We start from the raw sequence: 22,424 nt of genomic DNA, 5'->3' as shown, positions 1-22,424 counted from the left end.
GATACCTCCTTGACGCACGAAGGCCCTGGCTCATGCCGGGGCCTTTTCTATTTTTGGGTCATGGTCGAGATTGAACACGCATTGAGAAACTACTTGGTGAATCCGAACGACTTGGATTTGGGTTTCGCGATGGCTGCTTTGGCTCGAAAGACAAAAGCGCATTATCGCGAACTGGGAGGCAACCTAAAGAAGGAAGCTGTCACGCTCGGCAAGACCTTCGCAGTTGATTTGAAAATCGGCAAATGGCCCGATGTTCTTGACGGAAAGTTTGAAGACAACTTTAAAACAAAAACCGTTTCCTTCTTGAAAAAGATAAACGGCGATGTGCATAAGGCTGCGGAGCTGATGCTGAAACAGTGCTTCGACACCGTTGAAAAGAATGTCAAACGGTGATTTTTTGTAATTTATAAAGAAATGAAAACAAACATTCTTTTTCCCATCCTCTTTGCAATATCTTTAGAACTTCTTGTCGGATGCAGTGATTCCGCATCCAGTTCGTCGGAAGAAAAGAATCCTACGCTATATACTTCGGTGGTTCGTGGAAAGTGTGCGGACGCTTCCTCATCCAGTTCGTCGGATATTGAGAAGAAGATTTCGTCGCTAATTGTTGGTTATGGTGAACATTCAGCTGTTTATTTAGGCGATTGCAGAGGTTGCTTTGACTTGACTCTTTACGCTTTAGATTATTGTGACGTTTCCGCTGATGTAGCTTTAGATTTTGTAGATGATACTCTGTTTATTTCTTATGTAAATGTGCAAGAGGCTTCCAAGTGCACCTGTTATTCCTCCCATGATTTCAAGGTTCCATCAGTGAATTATAGGTATGTCAAATTTAATGAACAAGTTTTTTATGTTGTTGCATCGAACATAAGGGGTGTCTGCTCAAATACAGGGGAATATAAAAAAGGTTATTGCGTCGAGAACGGACCGACGCATTTATAGCAAAATAAGCTCGCTTTCGCGAGCCTTTTTTATTTCTTGTTGAGAGCCTTTTCCAGGTCGTCTTGCAGCAGGTGACTGTAGGTGTCCAAAGTCTGGCGCACGTCTTCATGGCGCATCAACTGCTGGACGATTTTCGGGCCAACGCCGGAACGGATAAGGTTGGAGGCGAAAGAGTGTCTCCACTTGTGATTTGTCGCATCGTCGCTCTTATATCCCGCAGCTTCCACTGCAATTCGCAGCGTTTCGTTGCACCTGTCCGCATGGTCGAAACGGGCTGTCGCGAACATGCCGTCTTTCAGCTTGCCGTAGCGCTTGATTTCCGCCTTGAGGCGGTCGCTAATCGGGAGGAACGCTTCCTTGTCGCCTTTGCCGACGACGCGCATCTTTCCGTCCTCCTGGATGCACGACGGTCCAAATCGGCAAGCCTCCGCATGACGCAAACCAGCGAAAGCCATGACCGACCAGAACAGTCTAAATTCCGGGTCGGGCGCGTTGTCGAGAATTTTTTCAATCTGGTCGGGAGTCCAGAACGCCTTGGCGCGTTTCGGAACCTTGGGGAACGCCACGTCGCGGAACGGGTTGTAGTCGCCCAGGTCGTAAATCTTAGCCGCCCACTGGCAGAACTGGCTTGTGCAGCGCACCATTTCGTGCTGGGACTTGGGCGCGTACCTTTCGGACAGCCACACCGCCCAGTTCGTCGCCTGTTCGGCATCGAAGCGCATGAGCGTCTTGATGCCGTTTGCGTCAAGCCATTCCCTGAATGTCTTGAGTCGGTACTTGTAAGCGAGGTGAGTCTTGGAGTCGTCGCCCTTGGACGCCGCGACGGAATCCAGGAACTTCGGGAGCGCCTCGTCGAAGCCCCTGTCCTTCGGCATGAGCTTGCGGCGGATTTCCTCGGGCATGAACCTGGCCGCGTTCATCATGTTCAGCCATTCCTGTGCGTCGCTCTTGCGCTTGGTTTTAAGGCTTATGTAGGAGAACTCGCCATCCTCCGCGATTCTCCCGTACCATGTAAGGTTGCCGCGATACTTGTACCGCTGCGATATGCTGTAGCTTTTCATACAAACAAATCTACTAAAATTTGCCTAAAAGTCGGCTCACAAAAAGCTCACAAATGTCTCACATCATACCCGATTTTTGGCGGTTTCTCCCGTCTTTCGGGAAAAACCATTACAAGCGACGGAGAACCGCGACAGACAGTCCAAATCGCGCCGGAAGCCTTGATTTTACTGATGAAAAAGGCCCGGAGGCTTTTGCCTTCGGGCTTCCAATGGAGTACTTTCTGAAAATTTTTCGGGGCTGGGTTGATAGTCCGCTGCTCTAACCAATTGAGCTAAAGCTCCGTGCAAGCCAAATATAATAAAAAAAATTTCGTTTAAATACAATTTGGTGATTTTTCAAAGAGAATTCTTTTTTGCCTGGCTCAAAAATGGTCCTGCAAGGCAAGCTCATTTTTGCAGCGCTCGCCATTTACTACATTTGTCATATCAACATTCTCTACCGGGATCGCCATCCCGATGGATTAACTCTCAACAAATGAGGAACAAACAAAAAATGGCAAGAGCATTGATTATCGGTTGTGGCGCCGTTGCCACAGTTGCTATCAAGAAGTGCTGCACCTGCAGCGAAGTTTTTAGCGAAATCTGTATCGCAAGCCGCCATCGCGAAAACTGCGAAAAGCTGGCCCAGGAACTCCGCCCGAACACAAAGACGGTCATTACGACTGCAGCCGTTGACGCCGACAAGGCCGAAAATGTCTCTGCTCTGATCAAGGAATACAAGCCGGACCTGGTGATGAACATCGCTCTCCCCTACCAGGACTTGGCCATTATGGACGCCTGTCTGGAATGCGGCGTGAACTACATGGACACGGCTAACTACGAACCCGAAAACATCGACGATCCTGAGTGGCGCAAGGTCTACGACAAGCGCGTGAAGGAACAGGGTTTCAGCGCCTACTTCGACTACAGCTGGCAGTGGGCTTATAAAGAAAAGTTTGAAAAGGCTGGCCTCACGGCTCTGCTCGGTTCGGGCTTTGACCCGGGTGTTTCCCAGGCCTACTGCGCCTATGCCTTGAAGCACCAGTTCGATACCATCGAAGAAATCGATATTCTCGACTGCAATGGCGGCGATCACGGCTACAAGTTCGCGACGAACTTCAACCCGGAAATCAACCTCCGCGAAGTGTCCGCTCCGGGCAGCTACTGGGACACCGACGCTAACGGCAAGGGCCACTGGGTTGAAATCCCGGCCATGAGCATCAAGCGCGAATACGTGTTTGACGAAGTGGGCAAGAAGGACATGTACCTCTTGCACCACGAAGAAATCGAATCCCTCGCCCAGAACATCCCGGGTATCAAGCGCATCCGCTTCTTCATGACGTTTGGCCAGAGCTATCTGGACCACATGCGCTGCCTCGAAGACGTGGGCATGCTCAGCACACAGCCCATCAAGTTCCAGGGTCAGGACATCGTGCCTATCCAGTTCCTCAAGGCACTGCTCCCGGATCCGGCAAGCCTCGGCCCCCGCACCGTCGGTAAGACCAACATCGGTTGCATTTTCAAGGGCAAGAAGGACGGCAAGGACAAGACGTACTACCTGTACAACGTCTGCGACCACCAGGAATGCTACAAGGAACTCGGCAGCCAGGCTATCGCCTACACGACTGGCGTTCCGGCTATGTGCGGCGCCATGATGGTGCTCACCGGCAAGTGGAACAAGCCGGGCGTGCATACCGTGGAAGAATTCGACCCGGATCCGTTCATGGAAGCCCTCACCAAGTACGGCCTCCCGTGGAAGGAAAACTTTAACCCGGTGCTTGTTGATTAGTAGGAAGTAGGAAGTTAGAAGTAGACAGGAATAACGCAGGTGAAACTGTCTACTGCCTACCGTCTACTGTCTACTGATCCGAAGGATCATTCATGAAAAAATGGCGCATTGACGATTCCCGCGACTTGTACAACGTCAAGGGTTGGGGCGTGAACTTCTTCGACATCAACGAGAAGGGCCACGCGACGGTTCATCCGCTCAAGGAAGGCGGTCCGGATATTGACTTGTACGAACTCGTGCAGGAACTTTCGCTCCGCGACGTCTCCACCCCGATGCTGCTTCGCTTCCCGGATATCCTGGACAGCCGCATCGAGAAGATCAACGAGTGCTTCAACAAGTCCCGCCAGGAATATGGTTTCAACGGGAGCTACTACAGCATTTTTCCGATCAAGGTGAACCAGCAGCGTGCCGTCTTGGAAGAAATCGTCAGCCACGGCAAGAAGTACAATATCGGTCTCGAGGCGGGTTCCAAGCCGGAACTGCACGCAGTACTCGCGAACATGGACAATCCGGATTCGCTGATTATTTGTAACGGATACAAGGACGAAGACTTTATTGAGCTTGCGCTCCTTGCTCAGAAAATGGGCAAAAAGATTTTCGTCGTCGTCGAAAAAATGAACGAACTTCACCTGGTGGTGAAGCTTTCCCGTCGCATCGGCGTGCGCCCGAACATCGGCATCCGCATCAAGCTGGCAAGTTCCGGCAGCGGCAAGTGGGAAGAATCTGGCGGATACCACAGCAAATTCGGTCTGAACAGTTCTGAACTGTTGGAAGCCCTGGACTACATCAAGGAAGAGAAGATGGAAGACTGCATGAAGCTCATCCACTTCCACTTGGGGAGCCAGATTACCAACATCCGCCATATCAAGAGCGGTCTTCGCGAAGTTTCGCAGTTCTACGTGCAAATTAAGAAGATGGGCATGGGCCTTGAATTCGTGGACGTAGGCGGCGGTCTCGGAGTCGATTACGACGGCACCCGCAGTTCTAACGCAAGCTCGGTGAACTACTCCATCCAGGAATACGCTAACGACGTGGTGTACGCCATGTTCGAAGCTTGCGAAAACGGCGGAGTGGAGCACCCGAACATCATCGCAGAATCAGGTCGAGCACTTGCGGCCCACCATTCCATTCTGGTATTCAACGTGCTTGAAACAGCCGGTCAGGCATTCTTCGACGAGAATATCCACGAAATCGATGACAACGCACCCGACGCGCTGAAAGACCTTTACGGCATTTACAAGGGGCTCACCCCGAAGAATCTGCTCGAAAGCTGGCACGACGCCATTCAGCTGAACGATGACGTGCTCAACGGTTTCAAGGTCGGCGATTACGACTTGCCCACCCGCGCCATGTGCGAACGCCTGTTCTGGAGCATCGTGCGCAAGGTGGATCTGCTCGCGAAAGATTTGCGCCATCCGCCTTATGAACTCAGCGAACTTCCGCGCCTCTTGGCCCAGAAGTATTTCTGCAACTTCAGTTTGTTCCAGAGCCTGCCGGACAGCTGGGGCGTGGACCAGGTTTTCCCGCTTATGCCGATCCAGCGCTTGAACGAAGAACCGACTGTAGAGACAACGCTGCAGGATGTCACATGCGACTCCGATGGTAAAATTGACATGTTCGTTCGCGGTGGCGACGTGAGCCGTACTCTTCCGCTTCATGAACTCAAAAACAATGAGCCGTACTACATTGCAGTCTACCTCGTAGGCGCTTACCAGGAAATCCTCGGTGACTTGCATAACCTCTTTGGCGACACGAACGCCGTCCACATCGTCTGCAATGACAAGGGCGGTTACGAAATCGACAAGGTGATTGACGGTGAATCCGTTGAAGACGTACTCGACTACGTGAACTTCAGCGACAAGGCGCTCGTGCGCACCATGGAAAACTGGGTATCCCGCTCCGTGAAGGAAGGAAAGATCAGCCTACAAGAAGGCAAGGAATTCCTGAACATTTACCGCAGCGGCCTATACGGATACACGTATCTGGAATAAGCGAAAACATTCTTAAAGCAAAATGCCGGATGACAAATCCGGCATTTTTCATTTCCGGACAATGTCCGGAATCCTTGCTAAGGAGCTATTATCGTACTGCAATTATCGAACGGTAACGCGGCGCATTTCGTTGCCAACCCGCAAGAGGTAGGAACCGGCGCGAGGTACAGCGATGGAGCAAACGTTTCCCGAGGGGAGCACTTTCGCAATAAGCTTGCCCTGAGCATCAAGGAGGTACGCCATGTGAGCGGCCCCTTGCACCGACAAGGTTCTACCTTCGACAGAGACATTGAAGCGCGGAGTCTGCACGTTCGACATGATGGCGGTACTCGTTTCAGAGCTGGAACTTACGACCGTTTCAGAGGAACTAGACTTCGGTTCTTCCGTTTGCGAGGAGCTTGACTCCGCAACACCCGAACTAGACGTCGGAGCAGAAGTTCCCGTACCGGTAACAGTAATCGTCCCGCCCTTGGTCACATTCTTTTCGGCTCCCGTCGTAGTCACGGTGAATTTGTACGCACCCGGAGTTACCGTAGAGGCAACCGTACCCGAGATGTAATAGTCAAGACCCTTGAGCGTACCCGTCACACCTTGCGGAAGTCCTGTTACCGTTGCTCCGCTAGCACCGTCAATCGTGTAGTAGAATTCCACGATGGCGGCACCTTGGGCGACCTCTTGAGTTGCACTCCCCGACCCGTGCTTGGTGAGGCTAGCTTCGCCCGAGACAACGACACTACTGGAACTGGAAGTAACAGAACTTGACGAAACCTTCATGCTGGAGCTAGACGCAACGCTGCTGCTCGACTTGGCCGAGCTCGAACTTGCCGGAGTCACCGTGCCCGAAGTCCCCGGATCAGGAAGAGTAGCACCCGCATACATCTTAATAGAATCGCGCAATGCATAAGCCTTGGCCTGCGTGCTTACGTCGGTGAGACTCATGGAATAAGGCGGCGTAAACGCGGTACCTGTTCCCGACTGCGGCTTCTTCACGTTTTCTTCGTAATTACCAATCATCTGGGCCGCCGTAATGGTACCGTCGCTCGTGTAGAGGTCAAGAGCCTTCTGCACACCGATAAACACATTTTTCTCGATACGGATGTTAGCCTCGACAGCAGCACGTACGCAGTAGCTCGCATTCTTGCTGTCGAAGAGGTTGTTCGCCACATGCACCTTACCAAAACGCACGCGCGGCATGCGTTCGACCACGCCATCCGCCCACCACGTATGATGAATCGTCACGTTCAAATGTCCGCGATCGCTCGTCTTTGTCTTGCTGTTGCCAATCAGGTTGCTGAACTGGTGGCCGGTCGATGCCGAAGTGTAGCTGAACTTGGTCCACGAAATCGTCACGTAGTCCGAGGCATTGGTAATGTCCAGGTTGCCGTCGTGACCATCGTAAACATCCACGTGGTCAATCCACACGTTCTTCGACTCGTGATTCACCTGCAGGCAATCCTCGTCATCATCGTCATGCGCGCCCACGCCCTTGAATTTCAGGTTGCGGATGATGACGTTCTTCGAGCCGCTCAGCTTCATGGCGCTACCCGAGCTGGGCTGCGCGATGATGGCGCCCTGGTAACCGTAAATCGTCACGTTGCTACCAACCTCGATCGGGCCCATGTACGTCCCCGGCTTCACGTAGATAATCTTGTTGCCAGCCTTGGCATGGGTCTTGAGGTCGTTCACGTTGTTTACCGTGACCTCGGAATAGCCCTTGCCGCCGGTAGTACCACCGTTCTGCGTAGCAAACCCCGCCATCGGAAAATCCGGCGAGGAGGCTGCGAATGCAGAAGGTAACGCAACCGCACCCATCGCGAGCGATGTTGCAAGAGCCGTAGCGACACCTGTCGCCATATTTTTGAACGAAACCAAACTGATTCCCATAACAACCATCCTTTTTTAATAAAATGTTCTCACTTTATTTCTCAAAATACATTTATTTTTCGTCAGAGTCAATAGGTTTTGCATAATTTTATGTTCTCAAAAATATTTTTTACATTTAATTTTTAAGGAAATCAACAGACAAAAAAACGCCCCGGAAAGGCGTTTTGAACTCATATTGAGGAAAAATAACGTTTTTAGGCCAAAATCGGCAGATTGCGAATTAAAGGCTCACAAACTTACGCATACTCAAATAAACCACCACGACCGTCAACAAAATAGATACGGCAAGCGTTGCCAGCGGAACAAGTAATCCGCTTAAAAAGGCTTCATGACCGAGCTGCACCAAAAGGAGCAGCGGAACAATCAGGAACAAAGTAATATGCGTTGCCGCCCGAACCGTACGTACGCGGAGCGAAACCATTAACGCAAAAGAAGTCGTGAGAAGCACCGCCGAAAGCGCCCCAAGAACGGACGCCACCGCAAACATCGTCGAAATTTCGGGATGCGACACCCAATAACCGAGCTGCGCAAGCAACGCAAACACAACCGGGAACGGAAGAATCGCCAAAAGTTTTCCCCAGAAGAGCTTTGCCGGAGCAATCGGTGCAAGCTGCAAGAGTTCAAGCGAATTGCGCTCGCGTTCGCCCGCAAAAGTATCGCCTGCAAGGGGCGAACCCATAGGCGCCATGAGGCAACCGAGCAAGAGCATCATATAGCCTTCCATTCCCTGCATAATCTGGCCTCCGTAACGCGACACGGCAATACCCTGGCTAGCCGCCAAAATCACCGGCGGAATAATAAATGGAATCCAGAAGCGCGGATCCCTAAAAATCAGTCGAAGCTCGTGTTTGAAAACGTGAAGCATAACAATTATCCTCCCCTAAATTTAGAAAAATCAGGAGTCCGCTTTTTCTATATTTGGGTCGCACAAAAACAAAAAGAGGTCTTATGCCCGCACAAGGTGAACATAACAAGTGGATTGCCCTCGCCCTTTGCATTTTGCTCGGCTATCTGGGACTGCACCGCTTTTACGAAGGCAAAATTTGGACCGGAATCCTTTGGCTTTGCACCGGCGGCCTTTGTGGCGTAGGCGTCGTTGTCGACGCGATTCTTATCGTGATGAAACCGGAACACTACTAATTAGACAAAAGAACGGCTCAATGAGCCTACAGACGAAAGACGAGAGATCTTTTAAGATGAAACATTTGTTTGTTATCGCGACGGGAAATCCTGGAAAGATTAGGGATTTTGCGCACATCCTTGGAACCGAGAACAAGGAATTCAAGACCCTCAAGGACATCGGCTTTGAAGGGGACATTGTTGAAGACGGAGATTCCTTTGAAGCTAACGCCATCATCAAGTCCAGCACCGTAGCCAAGTGGCTCTGCGAAAAGAAGATTGAGGCAAGCGTTCTTGCCGACGATTCCGGCTTGGAAGTATTCGCTTTGAACGGCGAACCTGGCATTTACAGCGCCCGCTACTGCGGCTACCATGGCAACGACCAGGCGAACAACGACAAACTCATGCAAAAGCTCGAAGGCGTCAAGGACCGCACCGCCCGCTACTTCTGTGCACTTTCTTACCAGAAAGTCGGCGAAGTCGACGGCAAGTGGACTGTGAGCGAACCGAAAATTTATGAAGGCGAGTGCCGCGGGCAAATCAACTTCGCCCCCGCAGGCGACATGGGATTCGGCTACGACCCGCTATTCGTTCCCGACGGATTCGACCGCACTTTCGCGCAGATGGAACTTGCAGAAAAGAAAGGCATCAGCCACCGCGGCAACGCCATCCGCGCCATGAAAGCGGATCTAGAGAAATAAAACAAAATATTGAATAAAAAAATCCTCGGTTCAAGCCGAGGATTTTTTCATAGGAGATCCCCGCCTACGCGGGGATGACATAAAAGACGCGAGAGGGCTGGCCAATGGTAAGTACCGACTTATTTGCAGCCAGCCCAGTCTCATTAGTTAGAACCAGCGCCAGGTCAAGCCGAAGAGCACCATGCTCTTGTACTGCGTGTCTTCGTCGAGATCCCAGTCGTAGGCCATATCGAAGCCAAGCTGGAGTTCAACGAGCGGTGCAATCATCACAGAGAGCAAGTTTTCCCAAAGGCCGTCGATCTTTTCGACACCTTCGAAGTTGCAGAAGGCCCACAGACGGGTCTTGAAGCTCACGATGTCAGAGAAGGCGTACTTAGCTTCAGTGATAGATTCAAGACCGGGTTCGTCACGGAACTTTTCGAACTTTTCGGTATCCTTGTCGTCGGCGTAGCCGTAACCGTTAGAAATGGTCATACGGTTAGCAAAGCCAATGCGCTGAGAGAAGTTTTCGTTCGGAACGTAAGCAAGACCGGCAAGCTGAGTTTCGTAAGCCGGATCCATGAAACTGGAAATGGCGGTTCTGACTTCGTTGCCATCTTCGTCTTCGCTGTATTCATAACCCTTCATGAACTGGGTTTCGAAGCGGTTACCGATGTAGGGCTTCAGGACTTCGGTCATGTTGAAGTCGAGCATCGATTCCCAGAACAGGCGGTCGTTGGACTTGCGCTTACCCACGCCCTTAGTCCAAGTCTGACCGAGGTCAATATCGATGAGGTTACGCCAGTTGGCGACCTTCCACTTACCCTGAACATCGGCATCGTAAGTTACGAGCCAAGTGTAGTTCGAGGTACCATCCTTCTGCCAATTGCTGAAGTTGTACCAGTTATAGCGAACAGCTGCGACAACGTCGGCAGTCCAGTTTTCCGGAAGAGCTCCTTCGAACATGCCTCCTTCTGCCATTGCAGGAGCGACAAAAGCGCAAGCGAATGCGCAAGCCTTGATAATTGATTTCATCTTCATATTGATTCCTTTTTTGTGGCCCGTGCTACAGCGAGCCGAGTTATATGCAAAACAATATAGGAATAAAAACAGGTTTTTGCGAGTATATGGATAACTTTTGGCTATATTTGAACTATGTTTCGCCCTCGTTTTTTTTGTACGCTCCTATTCGTTCTTTTTTTGGCCGTTTTTAGCCACGCAGACAACTGGCGTTTTAACGCCGGCCTGGGAATAAGAAACCAGACCCCGATTGTTGCCGTCGCCGGTATCGGCTATAAAGAAGTCATATTCCGCGCACAGGGAATGGGCTACATCCACAATAAAAACGACTTTTGGTGTGGCATTCGGGGAAGCCTGCTCTGGACCTTCTTTTACGGCAACCCCTTTCACCTTGACGCAGGCCTTAGCGGCGGATACGAATACGCTAGAGCTTCCAACGAAATGCACAAGGAAATCAACAAGGCTAACGGCCCTACACTATACCCCTACAACTACAAAGAAATCGGAGATATCTCTATAGAGCTCTGGTCTCACCTGTACGGATTTTACACACAAATTAGCATTCCCACGAAGAAATTCATTGAACATGACACCAAGAAGCTCCTGTGGGGCGCTGGATACATGTTTGAATTCTAAAAACAAAAATCATTGTAATTACAACGCATTACATTTAAAATCACCCCGGATAAAACCGGGGATTTTTTTGTAAAAAACTTGGACAAAACAAGGAAAAATATTTTTACAAACAAATAACACTTTTATATACAAAGTAATACATTGTTAAAACATCTGTAATCACACTTGCAACTTTGTTCTAAATATTACTTACAAATACGTTATTTTTATAATATGACAAATTATGAAAATTATTTATAAATTACAAAAAGCCTACTTTAAACCAGTCTAAAAAGGAGACTTATATGGCAATAGATACAACAGCAGGAACCGTTGCACAGAACATGTTGAACGGTATTGATTACAGCGCCCTTATTGGCGGACCGTTGCAGGCCGCGATTTCCGCGCAGGCAATGGCAGCAAAGTCCTCTTGGGAGTTCATCCAGCAAGTCGGCTTGAACACCACTTCTGATGGCCACAAGGAAGCCGTCAACGTGACGTTCACCTACCAGAAAGACGGTAATCTCACCACCATGATCGTTCCTATTCTGACGATCGTTCCGATCCCTATGATTGTGATTGATGATATCAGCATCGATTTCAAGGCATCCATCAACGCCTCATCTTCGTCTTGCACCGAGAATTCCGAATCTACCGCTCTCGATGTCGGCGGCGAAGCCAAGGCAAAGCTTGGTTGGGGTCCGTTCAGCCTTTCTATTACCGCAAAGGCCAACTACTCCAGCAAAAAGGATTCCAAGGCAACGTCTGAATCCCGCTACTCCGTAGAATACACGCAGGATGTTCACGTTCACGCAAAGCAGGCTGACGTTCCGGCCGGTCTTGCCACGGTTCTGAACATTCTCACTATGTCTGCTATGGGTGACGCCGGTATCGACGGCAAGATCGATGTTGAAAAGAGCGAAATTACTCCGATTCCGGGCGAAGAACAGTCCTGTACCATCTCGGTTACGAATGCCAGCGGCTTGCTTGCCAAGAACGCATCGCTCTCTATCAAGCCGGTTACCGCAACTGGCGATAGCTTCGACAACCTTGTGGTCACCTACGATCACATTAGAAAGCCTGTCGCAGCTGGCACCAATATCACTCTCCCCAACGGCAACACGACACTGTACTTCTCCATCGAAGACGGCAAGCCGCTGCCGCCGATGACCTTGGAACTCTCTGCCAAGATCAACAACAAGCAGGAAGTTAAGGGAGAAATTCTCATCAACGAAGTCAAGGCCATCGAAAACAATCCCCAAGCCTAACGCTAACCTAACTTCATAAACATTTCCCGGACTGGAGTAAAATCCAGTCCGGGAGCATCTTAAAAAAAACTATGCCTAAGTTAAATTCAGTTATCGCATCTATTCTCGATTCGCTTGACAGTGCTCAGCACAAAAGCAATCTTACCACTAGCCAACTTGCCGAGCAGTACAGAACCGACAACACTCTCAAGTACCTGCAGCTTCCAAACGCCGTCATGTCAGAAGTGGACATCACTTTGCGTTATGCCATTAACAGCTATTCTAACCCGGTGATGCTAAAGAAAAGCCTCACAGAGTCAAACGATGCAACATTGGCCAAAGAAGCGAAATTCACGCCCAAAGTGCTGAACCGTACAGCCAACCGAACCGTCGCTGAAAATCTCTACGCCAAACTTGAACCGAATCTGTCCAGGAATGCCAAAGAAATTCTTGCCGATAGCACCAAGAAAGAAATCCTGATTAGCAGAATTCAAGACACACTTTATACTTCTGGTAAAAATCAAAAGTCTGCAAACGACACAACAACAGCGGTATTAAAGACCATTAACGAGTCGCTCTCAGAAAACAACGAAGTCGCTACAGCCGAAAAAAAGGCATTGACGGATCTGATTGCTAACGCAAGACAAAGAGTCTTCACCGTTTCTGCATCAGAGGACATTGGCGATCTCGACGTCATTATCGACGCTAACGCCCTTGCAGACATGCCTGAAGAGGCGATTCAGACTTTACACATTACAACGAAAATGCAAAACTACCGTTGGATTGAAGGCGACACCGGTGAATTCGTTCCCGTTGACTAAAAGGAGCATACATGTCACAAACATCAACTCTTGAAAACATATTTTTCACTCCGATCAACGCCATTATCTCTGCGGATTTCATGGCGGCGAAAAGGACGGCCGATTTCATTAATGAATACGGCTTTACTAACGAAAAAGATCAAATCGACAACGACACCACCGATGTCGGAAACTTGAAAAAGACCTCATTCCGTTACAATCAAGTCGGTGCAAACGGGGAACCCATCACGAAGGTGATGACGCTTCCGACTCTGTCGATGATTCCCCTGCCCCTTTTGCATGTTGACCAAGCGGATTTTGACTTTGCCGTTCGCGTGATAGATACCGAGAACGACAACAAAACAAAGTTGACCGATTCAAGACCGGTCGTTGAAACGAAAAAAATCATCGCAACGCTTGCTGCGCAAACCGACAAGAACAAAAAAAGCAACGAAAGCAGCCCCCACCTAGACGCAAACATTTACGTCAAAGTAAAAGTGGTGCAATCCGACATGCCTGCCGGATTGAGCAATCTGCTGGCCTTAATGGGCACCAACACACAGAACATACCCTTGGAACAGATTATCCCGCGTGAAAACACAGTCAAGGTAGAAATCGGAAAGGGCGCTGAATCCGCAATTACCTTAAAGGATCCGTTAACGAACCGACCTATCGCAAACGAACTAGTCACTGTTTACTATGATGAATCTACCGAGCTGTCCCTTTCTAGCGAAAAGAAACACTGGGGCAACGGCCTTGCCATGGTTACAAACAGCCAAGGTACCATTCCGTGGGTCGCAAGCATCAAAAATCATGGGCAGGTCAAAGTCGGCATGTCCCAGAAGGTCACGTTCACTCATAGCAACGGAGCCACATGCTCTGTTGACATCTACTTCTACGAGAAATAATTATGGAAGAAAAAACGTACAACTCCCCCACAGGCATACTTTGCCCCGTTTGCAAAAAAGGAATCATCAAGCTTTCTCTACACGATTTCTTGGCCAACTCCTCGACAAAGTGTCCCATTTGCGGAACCGATTTCAGGATGGACAAAAGGAAATGCGCTGGTATCATCAACAAGCTGCATGATCTTGACGTCGCCACCACCGAGGTCAACCGCCTCAAGCACCAAAGTCTCTAAACATTATCAAACCTAACTTAGGCAAAAAAAAAGAGATCCACCGGCAATCGCCGGCGGATCTTCTTATTCAAAATCTGAATTCGGCGCAAGCGCCGAAATCTGATTACTTCTTCGGGAGCACAACCGGCTTGCCGAAGTCCACGTTCGTCTTGTTGCCGAGCAACAGGGCGCGCGTCTTGAGCGGCAGACCGTAACAGCGGATGAAGCCCGTTGCGTCCTTCTGGTCGTACATATCGACGTCGGTGAAGCCACCGAGGCCCATGTCGTAGAGGCTGTAGGGGCTCTTGATGCCGGCCGGAATGATGTTGCCCTTGTAGAGTTTGAGGGTCACGTCACCGGTAACAACCTTGTTGACTTCGGCGAAGAAGGCGTCCATAGCCTGGCGGAGCGGAGTGAACCACTGGCCATTGTACACGAGGTTCGCGTACGTCATGGACATCTTCTGGGCTTCGAACAAAGTTTCCTTGTCGAGCACGAGCTGTTCAAGGCATTCGTGAGCCTTGTACAGGAGCGTGCCACCCGGAGTTTCGTACACGCCGCGGCTCTTGAGGCCAACGAGGCGGTTTTCGACGATGTCCAGGAGACCGCAAGCATTCTTGCCGCCAATCTTGTTCAGGTATTCGAGGAGTTCCACAGCGCCCATCTTCTTGCCGTCGATAGCCACCGGATTACCCTTATCGAAAGTAATCGTCACGTGGTCAGCCTTGTTCGGGGCCTTTTCATACGTGTTGGTGTGCTTGAGGAATTCGTACTTGTGTTCCTGTTCCGGGAATTCCAGGACGCCACCTTCGTGAGAGAGGTGCCACAGGTTACCGTCTTCGGAGTAAATCTTCTTCTTGCTGATGCCGTTGAGCGGAATCTTGTGAGCGGCAGCGTAGTCGATAGCGTCTTCGCGGCTGTGGAACGTCCACTTCGGGTCCTTCCACGGAGCAATGACTTCGAGCTTCGGGTTCAAGGCGGCGTAGGTCAGTTCGAAACGGACCTGGTCGTTACCCTTACCGGTAGCACCGTGAGCAACAGCGTAGGCGCCTTCCTTTTCAGCAATCTTCACCTGGTACTTGGCGATGAGCGGACGGGCGAAAGAGGTACCCAGGAGGTAGGTTCCTTCGTACTTGGCACCGGCGCGAACGGTCGGCCAAACGTAGTCTTCGAGGAATTCCTTCTTGAGGTCGAGAACGTAGCACTTGGATGCGCCAGTCTTCAAAGCCTTGTCTTCGAGGGCCTTAGCGTCCGGGAAGTCGTTCTGACCGAGGTCGGCGGCGAAAGCGATCACTTCGCAGTCGTAGTTTTCCTTGAGCCAGGGGATGATGATGGAAGTATCGAGTCCACCGCTATAAGCGAGGACAACCTTCTTCTTGGATTCTTTCTTAGCCATTTTTAGCGTCCTTTAAGAAAATTTTAGACGAGTAAAATATAGAAACTTTTATTTCTTTTTGGTAGAGGCTTTCGCAGGAGCCTTCGTCGACTTTTCAGAAGTCTTCGACGGATTTTTCTCCGAAGCCTTTTCGGGCTTTTTGTCCACGTTTTTAGCCGGGGACTTTTCCATAGATTTTTCCGATGCCTTCGCAGCACCCTTGGCAGAGCTGTCCTTCGGCGGTGGGGCCATCAGCTGCCGCAGAGAATCCACCAGCACGCTGTCCTTCTTGGGGAACATGTTCTGGTAAATCACGGCGCGGCGCTTGGCCATGAACTGGCTTTCGCGCATGTGCGGGTGGTGCTTGCCCGGGCTTGCGAGCATGGCGGCCAAGTTGATCGCCTGGTCTACGCTGAGCTTGGCGCAGCTCTTCTTGTAATAGGTGCGGCAGGCTTCCTGGCAGCCAAAGATATCCTTGCCCCACTGGGCGTAATTCAAGTACAGTTCCAGAATGCGGTCCTTGCCGAGTTCATGTTCCATCAACAGGGCGTAGGCGAGTTCCTTGAACTTGCGATTGAAAGAGCGTTCCCCGCTCAAGAAGAGGTTCTTCGCGAGCTGCTGCGTAATCGTAGAACCTCCGAACTTGGTTTTGCCCGCCATCTGGTTTGCATTCAAGGCTTCGGCAATGGCACGAATATCAAATCCCGGGTGGAAGTAGAAGCCAGCATCTTCGCTTGCAATGACTGCCTTACGCAGGTACGGACTGATGGAATCGAGCGGCACGTAAGTATGCTTGATTTCGATATTCGGGTTGGAATCGCGCAAAGCTTCCATGTACTTGCTCATTTCGGGCTGAGTATCTTTCAGTTGCGCCACACCGTCGTAAATGTCATAGCCGTAAATAAAGGCGCGGTACAAGGCGTAAGAGGCCGCCACCGAGAAAATAGCAGAATAGATAATCAGGATCAACAAGGCCTGGCGGATTATGAAATTGATAGTGCGGTAAAGCCACTTGAGTATAACACCTGCCACACGGGCGAACGTGGTACTCGTAAACCACTTAAAAAAGTCCTTGACCTTACCAAAATACAGTTTCACTTTATCCATTACTTCTTTCCTCCGAACCAATCATTGATGTCTTCACCTTCTTTCATGGCCGTGGGCAAGTTTTCCATTCCTTCGCCTAAAATTACATTATGAATGCCCGCTTGTGTGAACAAGTTACCGATATATTCCATACCAGAGCGGCCCGCTTCATCGTGATCCAGACAAAGTACCACATTTTTGTTTCTAAAAAGATTCAACCACTCCACTTTGAAGCTGCGGACACCCGGAATTCCGACCGCGTTAATCTTTTGTCCTAAAAAAGTGAGCGTATCCACAACACCTTCGCACAGGTAGACCCAGCCCGGCTTTTGGTCCAGCGCCACCATATTGTAGGGGTACGGCACCGTGCCGCGCAGGTTGAGTTCCTTGGGGACTACCGTATTGTCAATCGCACGCGACTGGAAATAGAACGCCCTGCGTTGCGGGTCCAGATACGGAAAAATCAGCGGGTGCTTGTAGTAACGCAAATGCCCTTTGTCGTTAAAGAGACCCACGTACTTCAGCACCTCTTCGCCAAAGTCCGCCTTGAGGCTGTTGTTCACCTCTTCGTAGTTGCTAATGGTGCGCAAAAGCATCTTGTCCCACACGGGCTTGTAGATGCGACGGCGAGCGAGCCACTTACCTGCAGGCGTATTGTCGACAGGGCTTAAACGCTTGAGGAACGAAAGGATGATTTTCTTGCGGTCGTCTTCGGAAACGAGAGGCGGCTCTTCAGGTTCGGGCGGAGCCATTTCGGGTACACGAACCGTAGCCGGACCCGGCGCATGCGGACGCGCAGCGGCGCTAGCGGCACGTTCCGCAATCTTCGCCATTTCTTTACGGGCAGAAGCAGGCACCAGGAACGGGTATTGCTCCATAAGCCAGTTGAGCGCCTCGGTAAAACTGCAATCCTTTACAACCTGCACCAACGAAATCACGTCGCCGCGGACATCGTCGCAAACCCAGCAACGGAACGTTCCACGTTCTTCGGAAATGGATACCGAAGGCGTTCGGTCGCCATGCGAATGACGCTGCGGAAAGAAACAACGGCATTTGCCATGGGATACTTCTACTCCTAGGCTCTGCGCGACGGCGGTAATCGAAATCGCCGACTTGAATTGTTTCAGTTCTTCGTTGGTCATGTTCGGTGAATTATAGAAAATCGGAGAGAATTGGCTATATTATCACTATGCAAATTCTTGAAAACGAACCGATGTGCAAGCACACCTCTTTTAAGGTGGGTGGGGCCGCTCGCTATTACGTGAAGGCGGAATGCATAAACGACATTCAGGGCGCTGTCGCGCTTGCCCGCGAAAAGGGACTTCCCTCCTTTATTTTGGGTAATGGAACGAATCTGCTTGTCTCAGACAAGGGTTTTGACGGCGTTGTCATCACACTCGCCGGAGAATTTTCTGCCATCGAAGATTTAGGAAACGGCGCTTTTAAAGTCGGAGCGGCTACCCCGCTCGGCAGGTTTGCCCGCAGCGCACTCAAGCAAGGTTTTGCAGGCATTCACAAACTTGCAGGAATCCCTGGCACCTTGGGTGGCGCGATTTACATGAATGCGGGCGCCTACGGCCAAGAAATCGGAACCTGCTGCACACAAGTCACCATACTTGATAGCGACGGAAGCATTCGCGAAATTTCTAACGCCGACTGCGCCTTCGGGTATAGACAAAGTATTTTTTCGCTACGTCATCGCGAGGCTGAAAGCCGAAACAATCCATTTGAAACAATTTTATCGGCCACATTCCAGCTGCCCGCCGCAAGCGCAGAAGGCAAGACTGCCGACGACCTCGAAGCGGAACTCGCCGAATGCATGGCCAAGCGCAAGGCAAGCCAGCCGTTGAACATGCCGAACGCAGGCTCCACCTTCAAGCGCCTCGAACACGGCAGCGCCGACATGCCGCAACAAATCGCGCCGGGCTTTTACATTGAACAAGCTGGCCTCAAGGGTTACCGCATCGGTGGCGCCGAAGTCAGCACCGTGCACGCAAACTTCATCGTAAACGCAGGCGGCGCTACCGCCGCCGACATCAAGCAGTTAAGCGAATTTGTTCAGCAAAAAGTCGCCGAGAAATTCGGCATTCAACTGAAGAGAGAAATAATCCTGTTAGGAAAATTTTAGAACTAATGTGGAGTGCGATACAATGAGAGATGTGGAATGAACGACCTCATTACTCACCTCACATTTCACATCCCTAACCACGAATCACTATCAACTTCCTACAGCCTACTGTCTACCGTCTACTGTCTACTTCCAACTCTTTTTCAGGCACGGGGTCGTAGCGATTCAAGATTCGCGTAACGATGGCGTAAACAATACCGCCCGTGAGGCCACCTGTCAAGTCGGCCACCAAATCGAGCACGCTACTGTCACGGCCTTCGACAAAGCTCTGGTGGTATTCGTCGGTGCAACCGTAAGCGAGAGCAAGTACGCCCACAATCAGCACGCGCAGCCACTGACGTTTGGACCATTCGTTACGGGTCCAGAGCATGGCGTAACAACCGGCAAGAGTCGCATATTCGCAAAAGTGAGCCAGTTTGTCCCAAACATGCGGAAAATCTTCAAGCTGTTCATTAGTCAGCGAAGAAATCTTAAAAATGATTGCCATGCAGAGTACGCAAGGCACGGCTCTAAAGAAGGGGTACTTGTCAAATAGCGATTCAAACATCTTAGGTATGAGGTCGCGCCTTTGGCGCTTTGAGGTATGGGCCCAAAGATAGAAAAAGAGAGCATCTTCAAAAGTCTATATTATTTCTAAATTTGAATCCATGAAAGCGATTACCTTGAAAGCCGGACGCGAAAAGTCCGCATTGCGTTACCACCCTTGGATTTTTAGCGGAGCCGTTGACGAAGTTATCGGCGACCCGGAACTTGGCGACACCGTTGAAGTTTACAGCTACAAGAGCGATTTTCTGGGTCTTGCGGCATACTCGCCCAAGTCCCAGATCCGTGGGCGTTTTTGGACGTTCGGCGAAAAGGCTAACATTGACCGCGAATTCTTTAGCGACTTGCTTGACCGCGCCATAGCCGCCCGCAAGAGCCGCGGCTTCGATATCGAAGACAAGGAATCGGCATTCCGCCTGATCAACGCCGAAAACGACGGCATCCCGGGCTGCATCATCGACAAGTATGCCGACATCTATTCTGTCGAAATCTTGGCCGCCGGCGCCGAAATCCATCGCGAAACGATTTACGAACTGCTCGCCGAAAAGACGCACTGCCGCGGCATCTACGAACGCTGCGATTCCGACGTTCGCAAGAAAGAAGGCCTGCAGCTGCGCACCGGTTGCGTATATGGCGAAGTGAGCGATGAACCGATCATCATCAACGAAAACGGAATCCTTTTCCCCATCGACGTGAAGAACGGTCACAAGACTGGTTACTACCTGGACCAGCGCGACGCTCGTCGCCGCATTGGCGAACTTTCCAAGGGCAAGAAGGTTCTGAACTGCTTCTGCTATACCGGCGGCTTTGGGCTCTACGCTCTCCGCGGCGGTTGCGAAAAAGTTTATCAGGTGGATGTTTCCAAGGACGCGCTCAAGCTCGCCAAGGAAGGCATCATGCGTAACAAACTCAGCACCGCCCACGCAACTCATGTGGAAGCCGACGTGTTCCAGTACCTGCGCAAGTGCCGCGACAAGGCCGAAACATTCGACCTCATCGTACTCGACCCGCCCAAGTTCGTGGAAAGCAAAGACAACCTGCAGAAGGGCGCCCGCGGCTACAAGGACATCAACCTGCTCGCCATGAAGCTCTTGGCCGAAGGCGGCATGCTCGCGACGTTTAGCTGCTCGGGCCTTATGGAAATGGACTTGTTCCAGAAGATTATCGCGGATGCCGCCGCCGATGCCAAGCGGCGCGTTCAAATCATTGAACGCTTCGGCCAACCCGCCGACCACCCCGTGAATACGGCTTTCCCCGAAGGTCAGTACCTGAAAGGACTCCTGGTGCAGGTTGTATAGCCTCGAAAATCTTGTTATATTGAATTCGTTATGCGCATTAACCAGACATTTTGCGGTAGACGATTCAAGTCCATGCTTCTTACAGCATCGCTTTCTGTCTGCGCAGAATTCATAAACCTCTTTATCGACAAAATTGTTGCCGCCCGAATGCTGGGCGAAAACGCGCTTGCCGCCATTTCGTTCTTTACCCCTCTCTTTTCGGTCATTCTATTCGCCAGTTCGATCGTCATGGTCGGGAGCCTCGTCTGCTACTCCATTGAGCTCGGACGCATGAACAAAAACAAGGCGGACCGATTCTTTGGACAGAGCATTATTCTTTCGGTTACCATCGGCATTTTGCTGGTCATCGCATTTGCCATAGGCAAGCGCCTCTTGTTCAGCTACATGAATGTAGCTCCCGAACTAATGCAATTCGTCAACGAATTCTACGGATGGTTCCTGGGACTCGCCTTCTTGATTCCCCTGAACAACACCTTGCAAGAAATGGTGTATGTGGACGGCGACACTAAAACATGCAACGCATCGTACGTAGCTTTACTCATAGGCAACGCCATTTTATCTTGTATATGCTGTCATTATTGGGGCATGTCCGGCATCGCGTTCGGCACCGTCATTTCGGTCATTCTCAGCACCATCGTTCTCAGCACGCACTTTGCCAGAAAGCACAATTCTCTGCGTTTCATTTGGCATTTCAACATACGCGATATAGCCTCGGTCATTCGCTTTAGTATGGCCGAAGCTTGTGAATTCCTGTTCTTCGCTTTTTTTGCAGGCGTCATGAACATGTATTTTGCAAGTTCCATTGGAGGCACCAAATTCGCAATTCTTTCTATCGTTTACGAAATCATTGAATTGAGCGTCATATTCAACGGCATATGGATGGCCGCCGAGCCACTCATCAACATTTACCGCGGCGAAGAAAACAATAAAGGCATCGTGCAAACCATGCGCTTTGTCAATTGGACTATTTTCAAGTTAAGTTTGCTTACCACGGCATTTCTTCTCTTTTTCGCGCCCTTACTCACGAAGATTTTCAGCTTTGAAACCGAAGAAACCGCTATCGAAGCCGCATTCGCCATCCGCGCCTGTGGCATCGGGATTTTGCCACTCGCATTGGTAAAAATCTACGCGGCATTCCACGTTCACGAAAAGCCGTTCCTTTCATTCCTGTTCATTTTCCTTGTTTCATTCGCATGCCCGTTGGTTAGCGTTATTGCCATGAACGTCTTTATCGGGCACGAATATGTATGGCTAGGCTTTGGAATTGCACCCTTTATAGCATTCAGTGCAGGAGTAACTTGCCAGCTACTTTTTTATGGCAAGGAACACTTTCCGCTGCTCCTAGAGCATTTCTCCAAAGAAAACTACTGGTACACACACGATATCGACCTCACTCCCGAAAACTTAATCCATTATCTTGACAACTTTGGCAAGCTCATGGATCATCGCTTCGTAAGCAACAAAAGCAAACTCAAGGCGATGTTACTCATCGAAGAACTCGGAATGACTATTTTCGAAAGCAACAAGGGGAAAAAGGTCTTCTTGGAAGTTTCCATCAAAATGAAGAAGGACGATTTCTTTGTCGTCATCAAAGACGATGGAAAAATTATGGACCTCACAGATCTCGAACAATCCGTGACAGGCCTTAGAATGTATTTCGTGAATATGTTCATGACGGTGCAGCGCGAAAAGCAATATCTGCTAACGTCGAACTACAACCGCCACGTATTCCACTTTGAAAAGTAAT

At 50.3% G+C, this 22,424-nt stretch carries 22 protein-coding genes; 14 read left to right on the top strand and 8 right to left on the bottom strand.

Translation table 11 applies throughout. From position 1 onward, the window contains the following. Positions 1 to 60 precede the first annotated feature (60 nt). A complete protein-coding gene (locus B9Y58_RS00890) occupies positions 61 to 393 on the top strand; it encodes a hypothetical protein (protein ID WP_073053478.1) in 333 nt (110 codons plus the stop codon). Positions 394 to 414: 21 nt separating this feature from the next. Then, the gene (locus B9Y58_RS14315; protein ID WP_143154615.1) at positions 415 to 942 is read left to right on the top strand and encodes a hypothetical protein; all 528 of its coding nucleotides are present in this window, start codon (positions 415 to 417) and stop codon (positions 940 to 942) included. 29 nt (positions 943 to 971) lie between these two features. Here the strand turns inward: B9Y58_RS14315 and B9Y58_RS00885 are convergent, their stop codons facing one another. Further along, the gene (locus tag B9Y58_RS00885) at positions 972 to 2,003 is read right to left on the bottom strand and encodes a tyrosine-type recombinase/integrase (protein ID WP_073053476.1); all 1,032 of its coding nucleotides are present in this window, start codon (positions 2,001 to 2,003) and stop codon (positions 972 to 974) included. Between the two features lie 493 nt (positions 2,004 to 2,496). Between B9Y58_RS00885 and B9Y58_RS00875 the strand changes: the two genes are divergently transcribed. Both B9Y58_RS00875 and speA read left to right on the top strand, forming a co-directional pair. Then, a complete protein-coding gene (locus B9Y58_RS00875; protein WP_073054682.1) occupies positions 2,497 to 3,771 on the top strand; it encodes a saccharopine dehydrogenase family protein in 1,275 nt (424 codons plus the stop codon). A gap of 92 nt (positions 3,772 to 3,863) precedes the next feature. Further along, complete coding sequence (speA, locus tag B9Y58_RS00870; RefSeq protein WP_073053473.1) at positions 3,864 to 5,762, top strand: biosynthetic arginine decarboxylase; 1,899 nt, start codon at positions 3,864 to 3,866, stop codon at positions 5,760 to 5,762. A gap of 102 nt (positions 5,763 to 5,864) precedes the next feature. Here the strand turns inward: speA and B9Y58_RS00865 are convergent, their stop codons facing one another. After that, positions 5,865 to 7,646, bottom strand: a complete 1,782-nt coding sequence (locus B9Y58_RS00865) for a pectate lyase family protein (protein WP_233247792.1) — start codon at positions 7,644 to 7,646, stop codon at positions 5,865 to 5,867. 220 nt (positions 7,647 to 7,866) lie between these two features. Continuing rightward, the gene (locus B9Y58_RS00860; protein ID WP_073053471.1) at positions 7,867 to 8,511 is read right to left on the bottom strand and encodes an ABC transporter permease; all 645 of its coding nucleotides are present in this window, start codon (positions 8,509 to 8,511) and stop codon (positions 7,867 to 7,869) included. 83 nt (positions 8,512 to 8,594) lie between these two features. Between B9Y58_RS00860 and B9Y58_RS00855 the strand changes: the two genes are divergently transcribed. Both B9Y58_RS00855 and rdgB read left to right on the top strand, forming a co-directional pair. Next, entirely contained in the window at positions 8,595 to 8,786 is a 192-nt protein-coding gene (locus tag B9Y58_RS00855) for a TM2 domain-containing protein (RefSeq protein WP_073053469.1), read from the top strand. A gap of 56 nt (positions 8,787 to 8,842) precedes the next feature. Further along, on the top strand, positions 8,843 to 9,466 hold the full coding sequence (gene rdgB / locus B9Y58_RS00850; RefSeq protein WP_073053467.1) for an RdgB/HAM1 family non-canonical purine NTP pyrophosphatase: 624 nt from the start codon (positions 8,843 to 8,845) through the stop codon (positions 9,464 to 9,466). Positions 9,467 to 9,613: 147 nt separating this feature from the next. Here the strand turns inward: rdgB and B9Y58_RS00845 are convergent, their stop codons facing one another. Beyond that, positions 9,614 to 10,486 (bottom strand): DUF3078 domain-containing protein, encoded by an 873-nt coding sequence (locus tag B9Y58_RS00845; protein ID WP_073053465.1) that lies wholly within the window; start codon positions 10,484 to 10,486, stop codon positions 9,614 to 9,616. A gap of 114 nt (positions 10,487 to 10,600) precedes the next feature. Between B9Y58_RS00845 and B9Y58_RS00840 the strand changes: the two genes are divergently transcribed. The 5 genes from B9Y58_RS00840 to B9Y58_RS00820 all read left to right on the top strand — a co-directional run bounded on the left by B9Y58_RS00840 (position 10,601) and on the right by B9Y58_RS00820 (position 14,268). Further along, a complete protein-coding gene (locus B9Y58_RS00840; protein ID WP_073053464.1) occupies positions 10,601 to 11,101 on the top strand; it encodes a hypothetical protein in 501 nt (166 codons plus the stop codon). Between the two features lie 284 nt (positions 11,102 to 11,385). Continuing rightward, on the top strand, positions 11,386 to 12,348 hold the full coding sequence (locus tag B9Y58_RS00835) for a DUF2589 domain-containing protein (RefSeq protein WP_073053462.1): 963 nt from the start codon (positions 11,386 to 11,388) through the stop codon (positions 12,346 to 12,348). Between the two features lie 71 nt (positions 12,349 to 12,419). After that, the gene (locus B9Y58_RS00830; RefSeq protein ID WP_073053461.1) at positions 12,420 to 13,148 is read left to right on the top strand and encodes a hypothetical protein; all 729 of its coding nucleotides are present in this window, start codon (positions 12,420 to 12,422) and stop codon (positions 13,146 to 13,148) included. 11 nt (positions 13,149 to 13,159) lie between these two features. Continuing rightward, complete coding sequence (locus B9Y58_RS00825; protein WP_073053459.1) at positions 13,160 to 14,035, top strand: DUF2589 domain-containing protein; 876 nt, start codon at positions 13,160 to 13,162, stop codon at positions 14,033 to 14,035. A gap of 2 nt (positions 14,036 to 14,037) precedes the next feature. Beyond that, complete coding sequence (locus tag B9Y58_RS00820) at positions 14,038 to 14,268, top strand: hypothetical protein (RefSeq protein ID WP_073053457.1); 231 nt, start codon at positions 14,038 to 14,040, stop codon at positions 14,266 to 14,268. A 103-nt stretch (positions 14,269 to 14,371) separates the two neighbouring features. Here B9Y58_RS00820 and B9Y58_RS00815 read toward each other — a convergent pair whose 3' ends face one another. Genes B9Y58_RS00815 through B9Y58_RS00805 form a run of 3 tightly spaced genes read right to left on the bottom strand, consistent with a single transcriptional unit; the run spans position 14,372 to position 17,850 of the window. Further along, positions 14,372 to 15,643 carry an argininosuccinate synthase gene (locus B9Y58_RS00815; protein ID WP_073053455.1) on the bottom strand — a complete coding sequence of 424 codons (1,272 nt, stop codon included), beginning with the start codon at positions 15,641 to 15,643 and terminating at the stop codon, positions 14,372 to 14,374. Between the two features lie 48 nt (positions 15,644 to 15,691). Next, the gene (gene mtgA / locus B9Y58_RS00810; RefSeq protein WP_073053453.1) at positions 15,692 to 16,729 is read right to left on the bottom strand and encodes a monofunctional biosynthetic peptidoglycan transglycosylase; all 1,038 of its coding nucleotides are present in this window, start codon (positions 16,727 to 16,729) and stop codon (positions 15,692 to 15,694) included. After that, entirely contained in the window at positions 16,729 to 17,850 is a 1,122-nt protein-coding gene (locus B9Y58_RS00805; protein ID WP_073053451.1) for a CHC2 zinc finger domain-containing protein, read from the bottom strand. The genes mtgA and B9Y58_RS00805 overlap by 1 nt, the downstream gene beginning before the upstream one ends. A 47-nt stretch (positions 17,851 to 17,897) precedes the next feature. On the opposite strand from B9Y58_RS00805, the gene murB reads away from it, so the two are divergent. Then, entirely contained in the window at positions 17,898 to 18,836 is a 939-nt protein-coding gene (murB, locus tag B9Y58_RS00800) for a UDP-N-acetylmuramate dehydrogenase (protein ID WP_073053449.1), read from the top strand. Positions 18,837 to 18,948: 112 nt separating this feature from the next. On the opposite strand, the gene B9Y58_RS00795 is transcribed toward murB, so the two are convergent. After that, positions 18,949 to 19,383: a VanZ family protein gene (locus tag B9Y58_RS00795; protein ID WP_073053448.1), complete on the bottom strand. Its 435-nt coding sequence runs from the start codon at positions 19,381 to 19,383 to the stop codon at positions 18,949 to 18,951. A 100-nt stretch (positions 19,384 to 19,483) separates the two neighbouring features. On the opposite strand from B9Y58_RS00795, the gene B9Y58_RS00790 reads away from it, so the two are divergent. Both B9Y58_RS00790 and B9Y58_RS00785 read left to right on the top strand, forming a co-directional pair. Further along, entirely contained in the window at positions 19,484 to 20,677 is a 1,194-nt protein-coding gene (locus tag B9Y58_RS00790) for a class I SAM-dependent rRNA methyltransferase (protein ID WP_085534734.1), read from the top strand. 30 nt (positions 20,678 to 20,707) lie between these two features. Continuing rightward, positions 20,708 to 22,423, top strand: a complete 1,716-nt coding sequence (locus B9Y58_RS00785; RefSeq protein WP_085534733.1) for an MATE family efflux transporter — start codon at positions 20,708 to 20,710, stop codon at positions 22,421 to 22,423. Position 22,424 lies beyond the last annotated feature (1 nt).

This window comes from Fibrobacter sp. UWB15, assembly GCF_900177705.1.
In the GTDB taxonomy this organism is placed as follows: Bacteria; Fibrobacterota; Fibrobacteria; order Fibrobacterales; family Fibrobacteraceae; genus Fibrobacter.
This window is presented reverse-complemented; position numbering and strand designations above follow the sequence as displayed.

Bases quoted from the DNA above. Each gene is read 5' to 3' on its own strand.
- B9Y58_RS00890 (WP_073053478.1), top strand. From the start codon at position 61: ATGGTCGAGATTGAACACGCATTGAGAAACTACTTGGTGAATCCGAAC.
- B9Y58_RS14315 (WP_143154615.1), top strand. From the start codon at position 415: ATGAAAACAAACATTCTTTTTCCCATCCTCTTTGCAATATCTTTAGAA.
- B9Y58_RS00885 (WP_073053476.1), bottom strand. From the start codon at position 2,003: ATGAAAAGCTACAGCATATCGCAGCGGTACAAGTATCGCGGCAACCTT.
- B9Y58_RS00875 (WP_073054682.1), top strand. From the start codon at position 2,497: ATGGCAAGAGCATTGATTATCGGTTGTGGCGCCGTTGCCACAGTTGCT.
- speA (WP_073053473.1), top strand. From the start codon at position 3,864: ATGAAAAAATGGCGCATTGACGATTCCCGCGACTTGTACAACGTCAAG.
- B9Y58_RS00865 (WP_233247792.1), bottom strand. From the start codon at position 7,646: ATGGGAATCAGTTTGGTTTCGTTCAAAAATATGGCGACAGGTGTCGCT.
- B9Y58_RS00860 (WP_073053471.1), bottom strand. From the start codon at position 8,511: ATGCTTCACGTTTTCAAACACGAGCTTCGACTGATTTTTAGGGATCCG.
- B9Y58_RS00855 (WP_073053469.1), top strand. From the start codon at position 8,595: ATGCCCGCACAAGGTGAACATAACAAGTGGATTGCCCTCGCCCTTTGC.
- rdgB (WP_073053467.1), top strand. From the start codon at position 8,843: ATGAAACATTTGTTTGTTATCGCGACGGGAAATCCTGGAAAGATTAGG.
- B9Y58_RS00845 (WP_073053465.1), bottom strand. From the start codon at position 10,486: ATGAAGATGAAATCAATTATCAAGGCTTGCGCATTCGCTTGCGCTTTT.
- B9Y58_RS00840 (WP_073053464.1), top strand. From the start codon at position 10,601: ATGTTTCGCCCTCGTTTTTTTTGTACGCTCCTATTCGTTCTTTTTTTG.
- B9Y58_RS00835 (WP_073053462.1), top strand. From the start codon at position 11,386: ATGGCAATAGATACAACAGCAGGAACCGTTGCACAGAACATGTTGAAC.
- B9Y58_RS00830 (WP_073053461.1), top strand. From the start codon at position 12,420: ATGCCTAAGTTAAATTCAGTTATCGCATCTATTCTCGATTCGCTTGAC.
- B9Y58_RS00825 (WP_073053459.1), top strand. From the start codon at position 13,160: ATGTCACAAACATCAACTCTTGAAAACATATTTTTCACTCCGATCAAC.
- B9Y58_RS00820 (WP_073053457.1), top strand. From the start codon at position 14,038: ATGGAAGAAAAAACGTACAACTCCCCCACAGGCATACTTTGCCCCGTT.
- B9Y58_RS00815 (WP_073053455.1), bottom strand. From the start codon at position 15,643: ATGGCTAAGAAAGAATCCAAGAAGAAGGTTGTCCTCGCTTATAGCGGT.
- mtgA (WP_073053453.1), bottom strand. From the start codon at position 16,729: ATGGATAAAGTGAAACTGTATTTTGGTAAGGTCAAGGACTTTTTTAAG.
- B9Y58_RS00805 (WP_073053451.1), bottom strand. From the start codon at position 17,850: ATGACCAACGAAGAACTGAAACAATTCAAGTCGGCGATTTCGATTACC.
- murB (WP_073053449.1), top strand. From the start codon at position 17,898: ATGCAAATTCTTGAAAACGAACCGATGTGCAAGCACACCTCTTTTAAG.
- B9Y58_RS00795 (WP_073053448.1), bottom strand. From the start codon at position 19,383: ATGTTTGAATCGCTATTTGACAAGTACCCCTTCTTTAGAGCCGTGCCT.
- B9Y58_RS00790 (WP_085534734.1), top strand. From the start codon at position 19,484: ATGAAAGCGATTACCTTGAAAGCCGGACGCGAAAAGTCCGCATTGCGT.
- B9Y58_RS00785 (WP_085534733.1), top strand. From the start codon at position 20,708: ATGCGCATTAACCAGACATTTTGCGGTAGACGATTCAAGTCCATGCTT.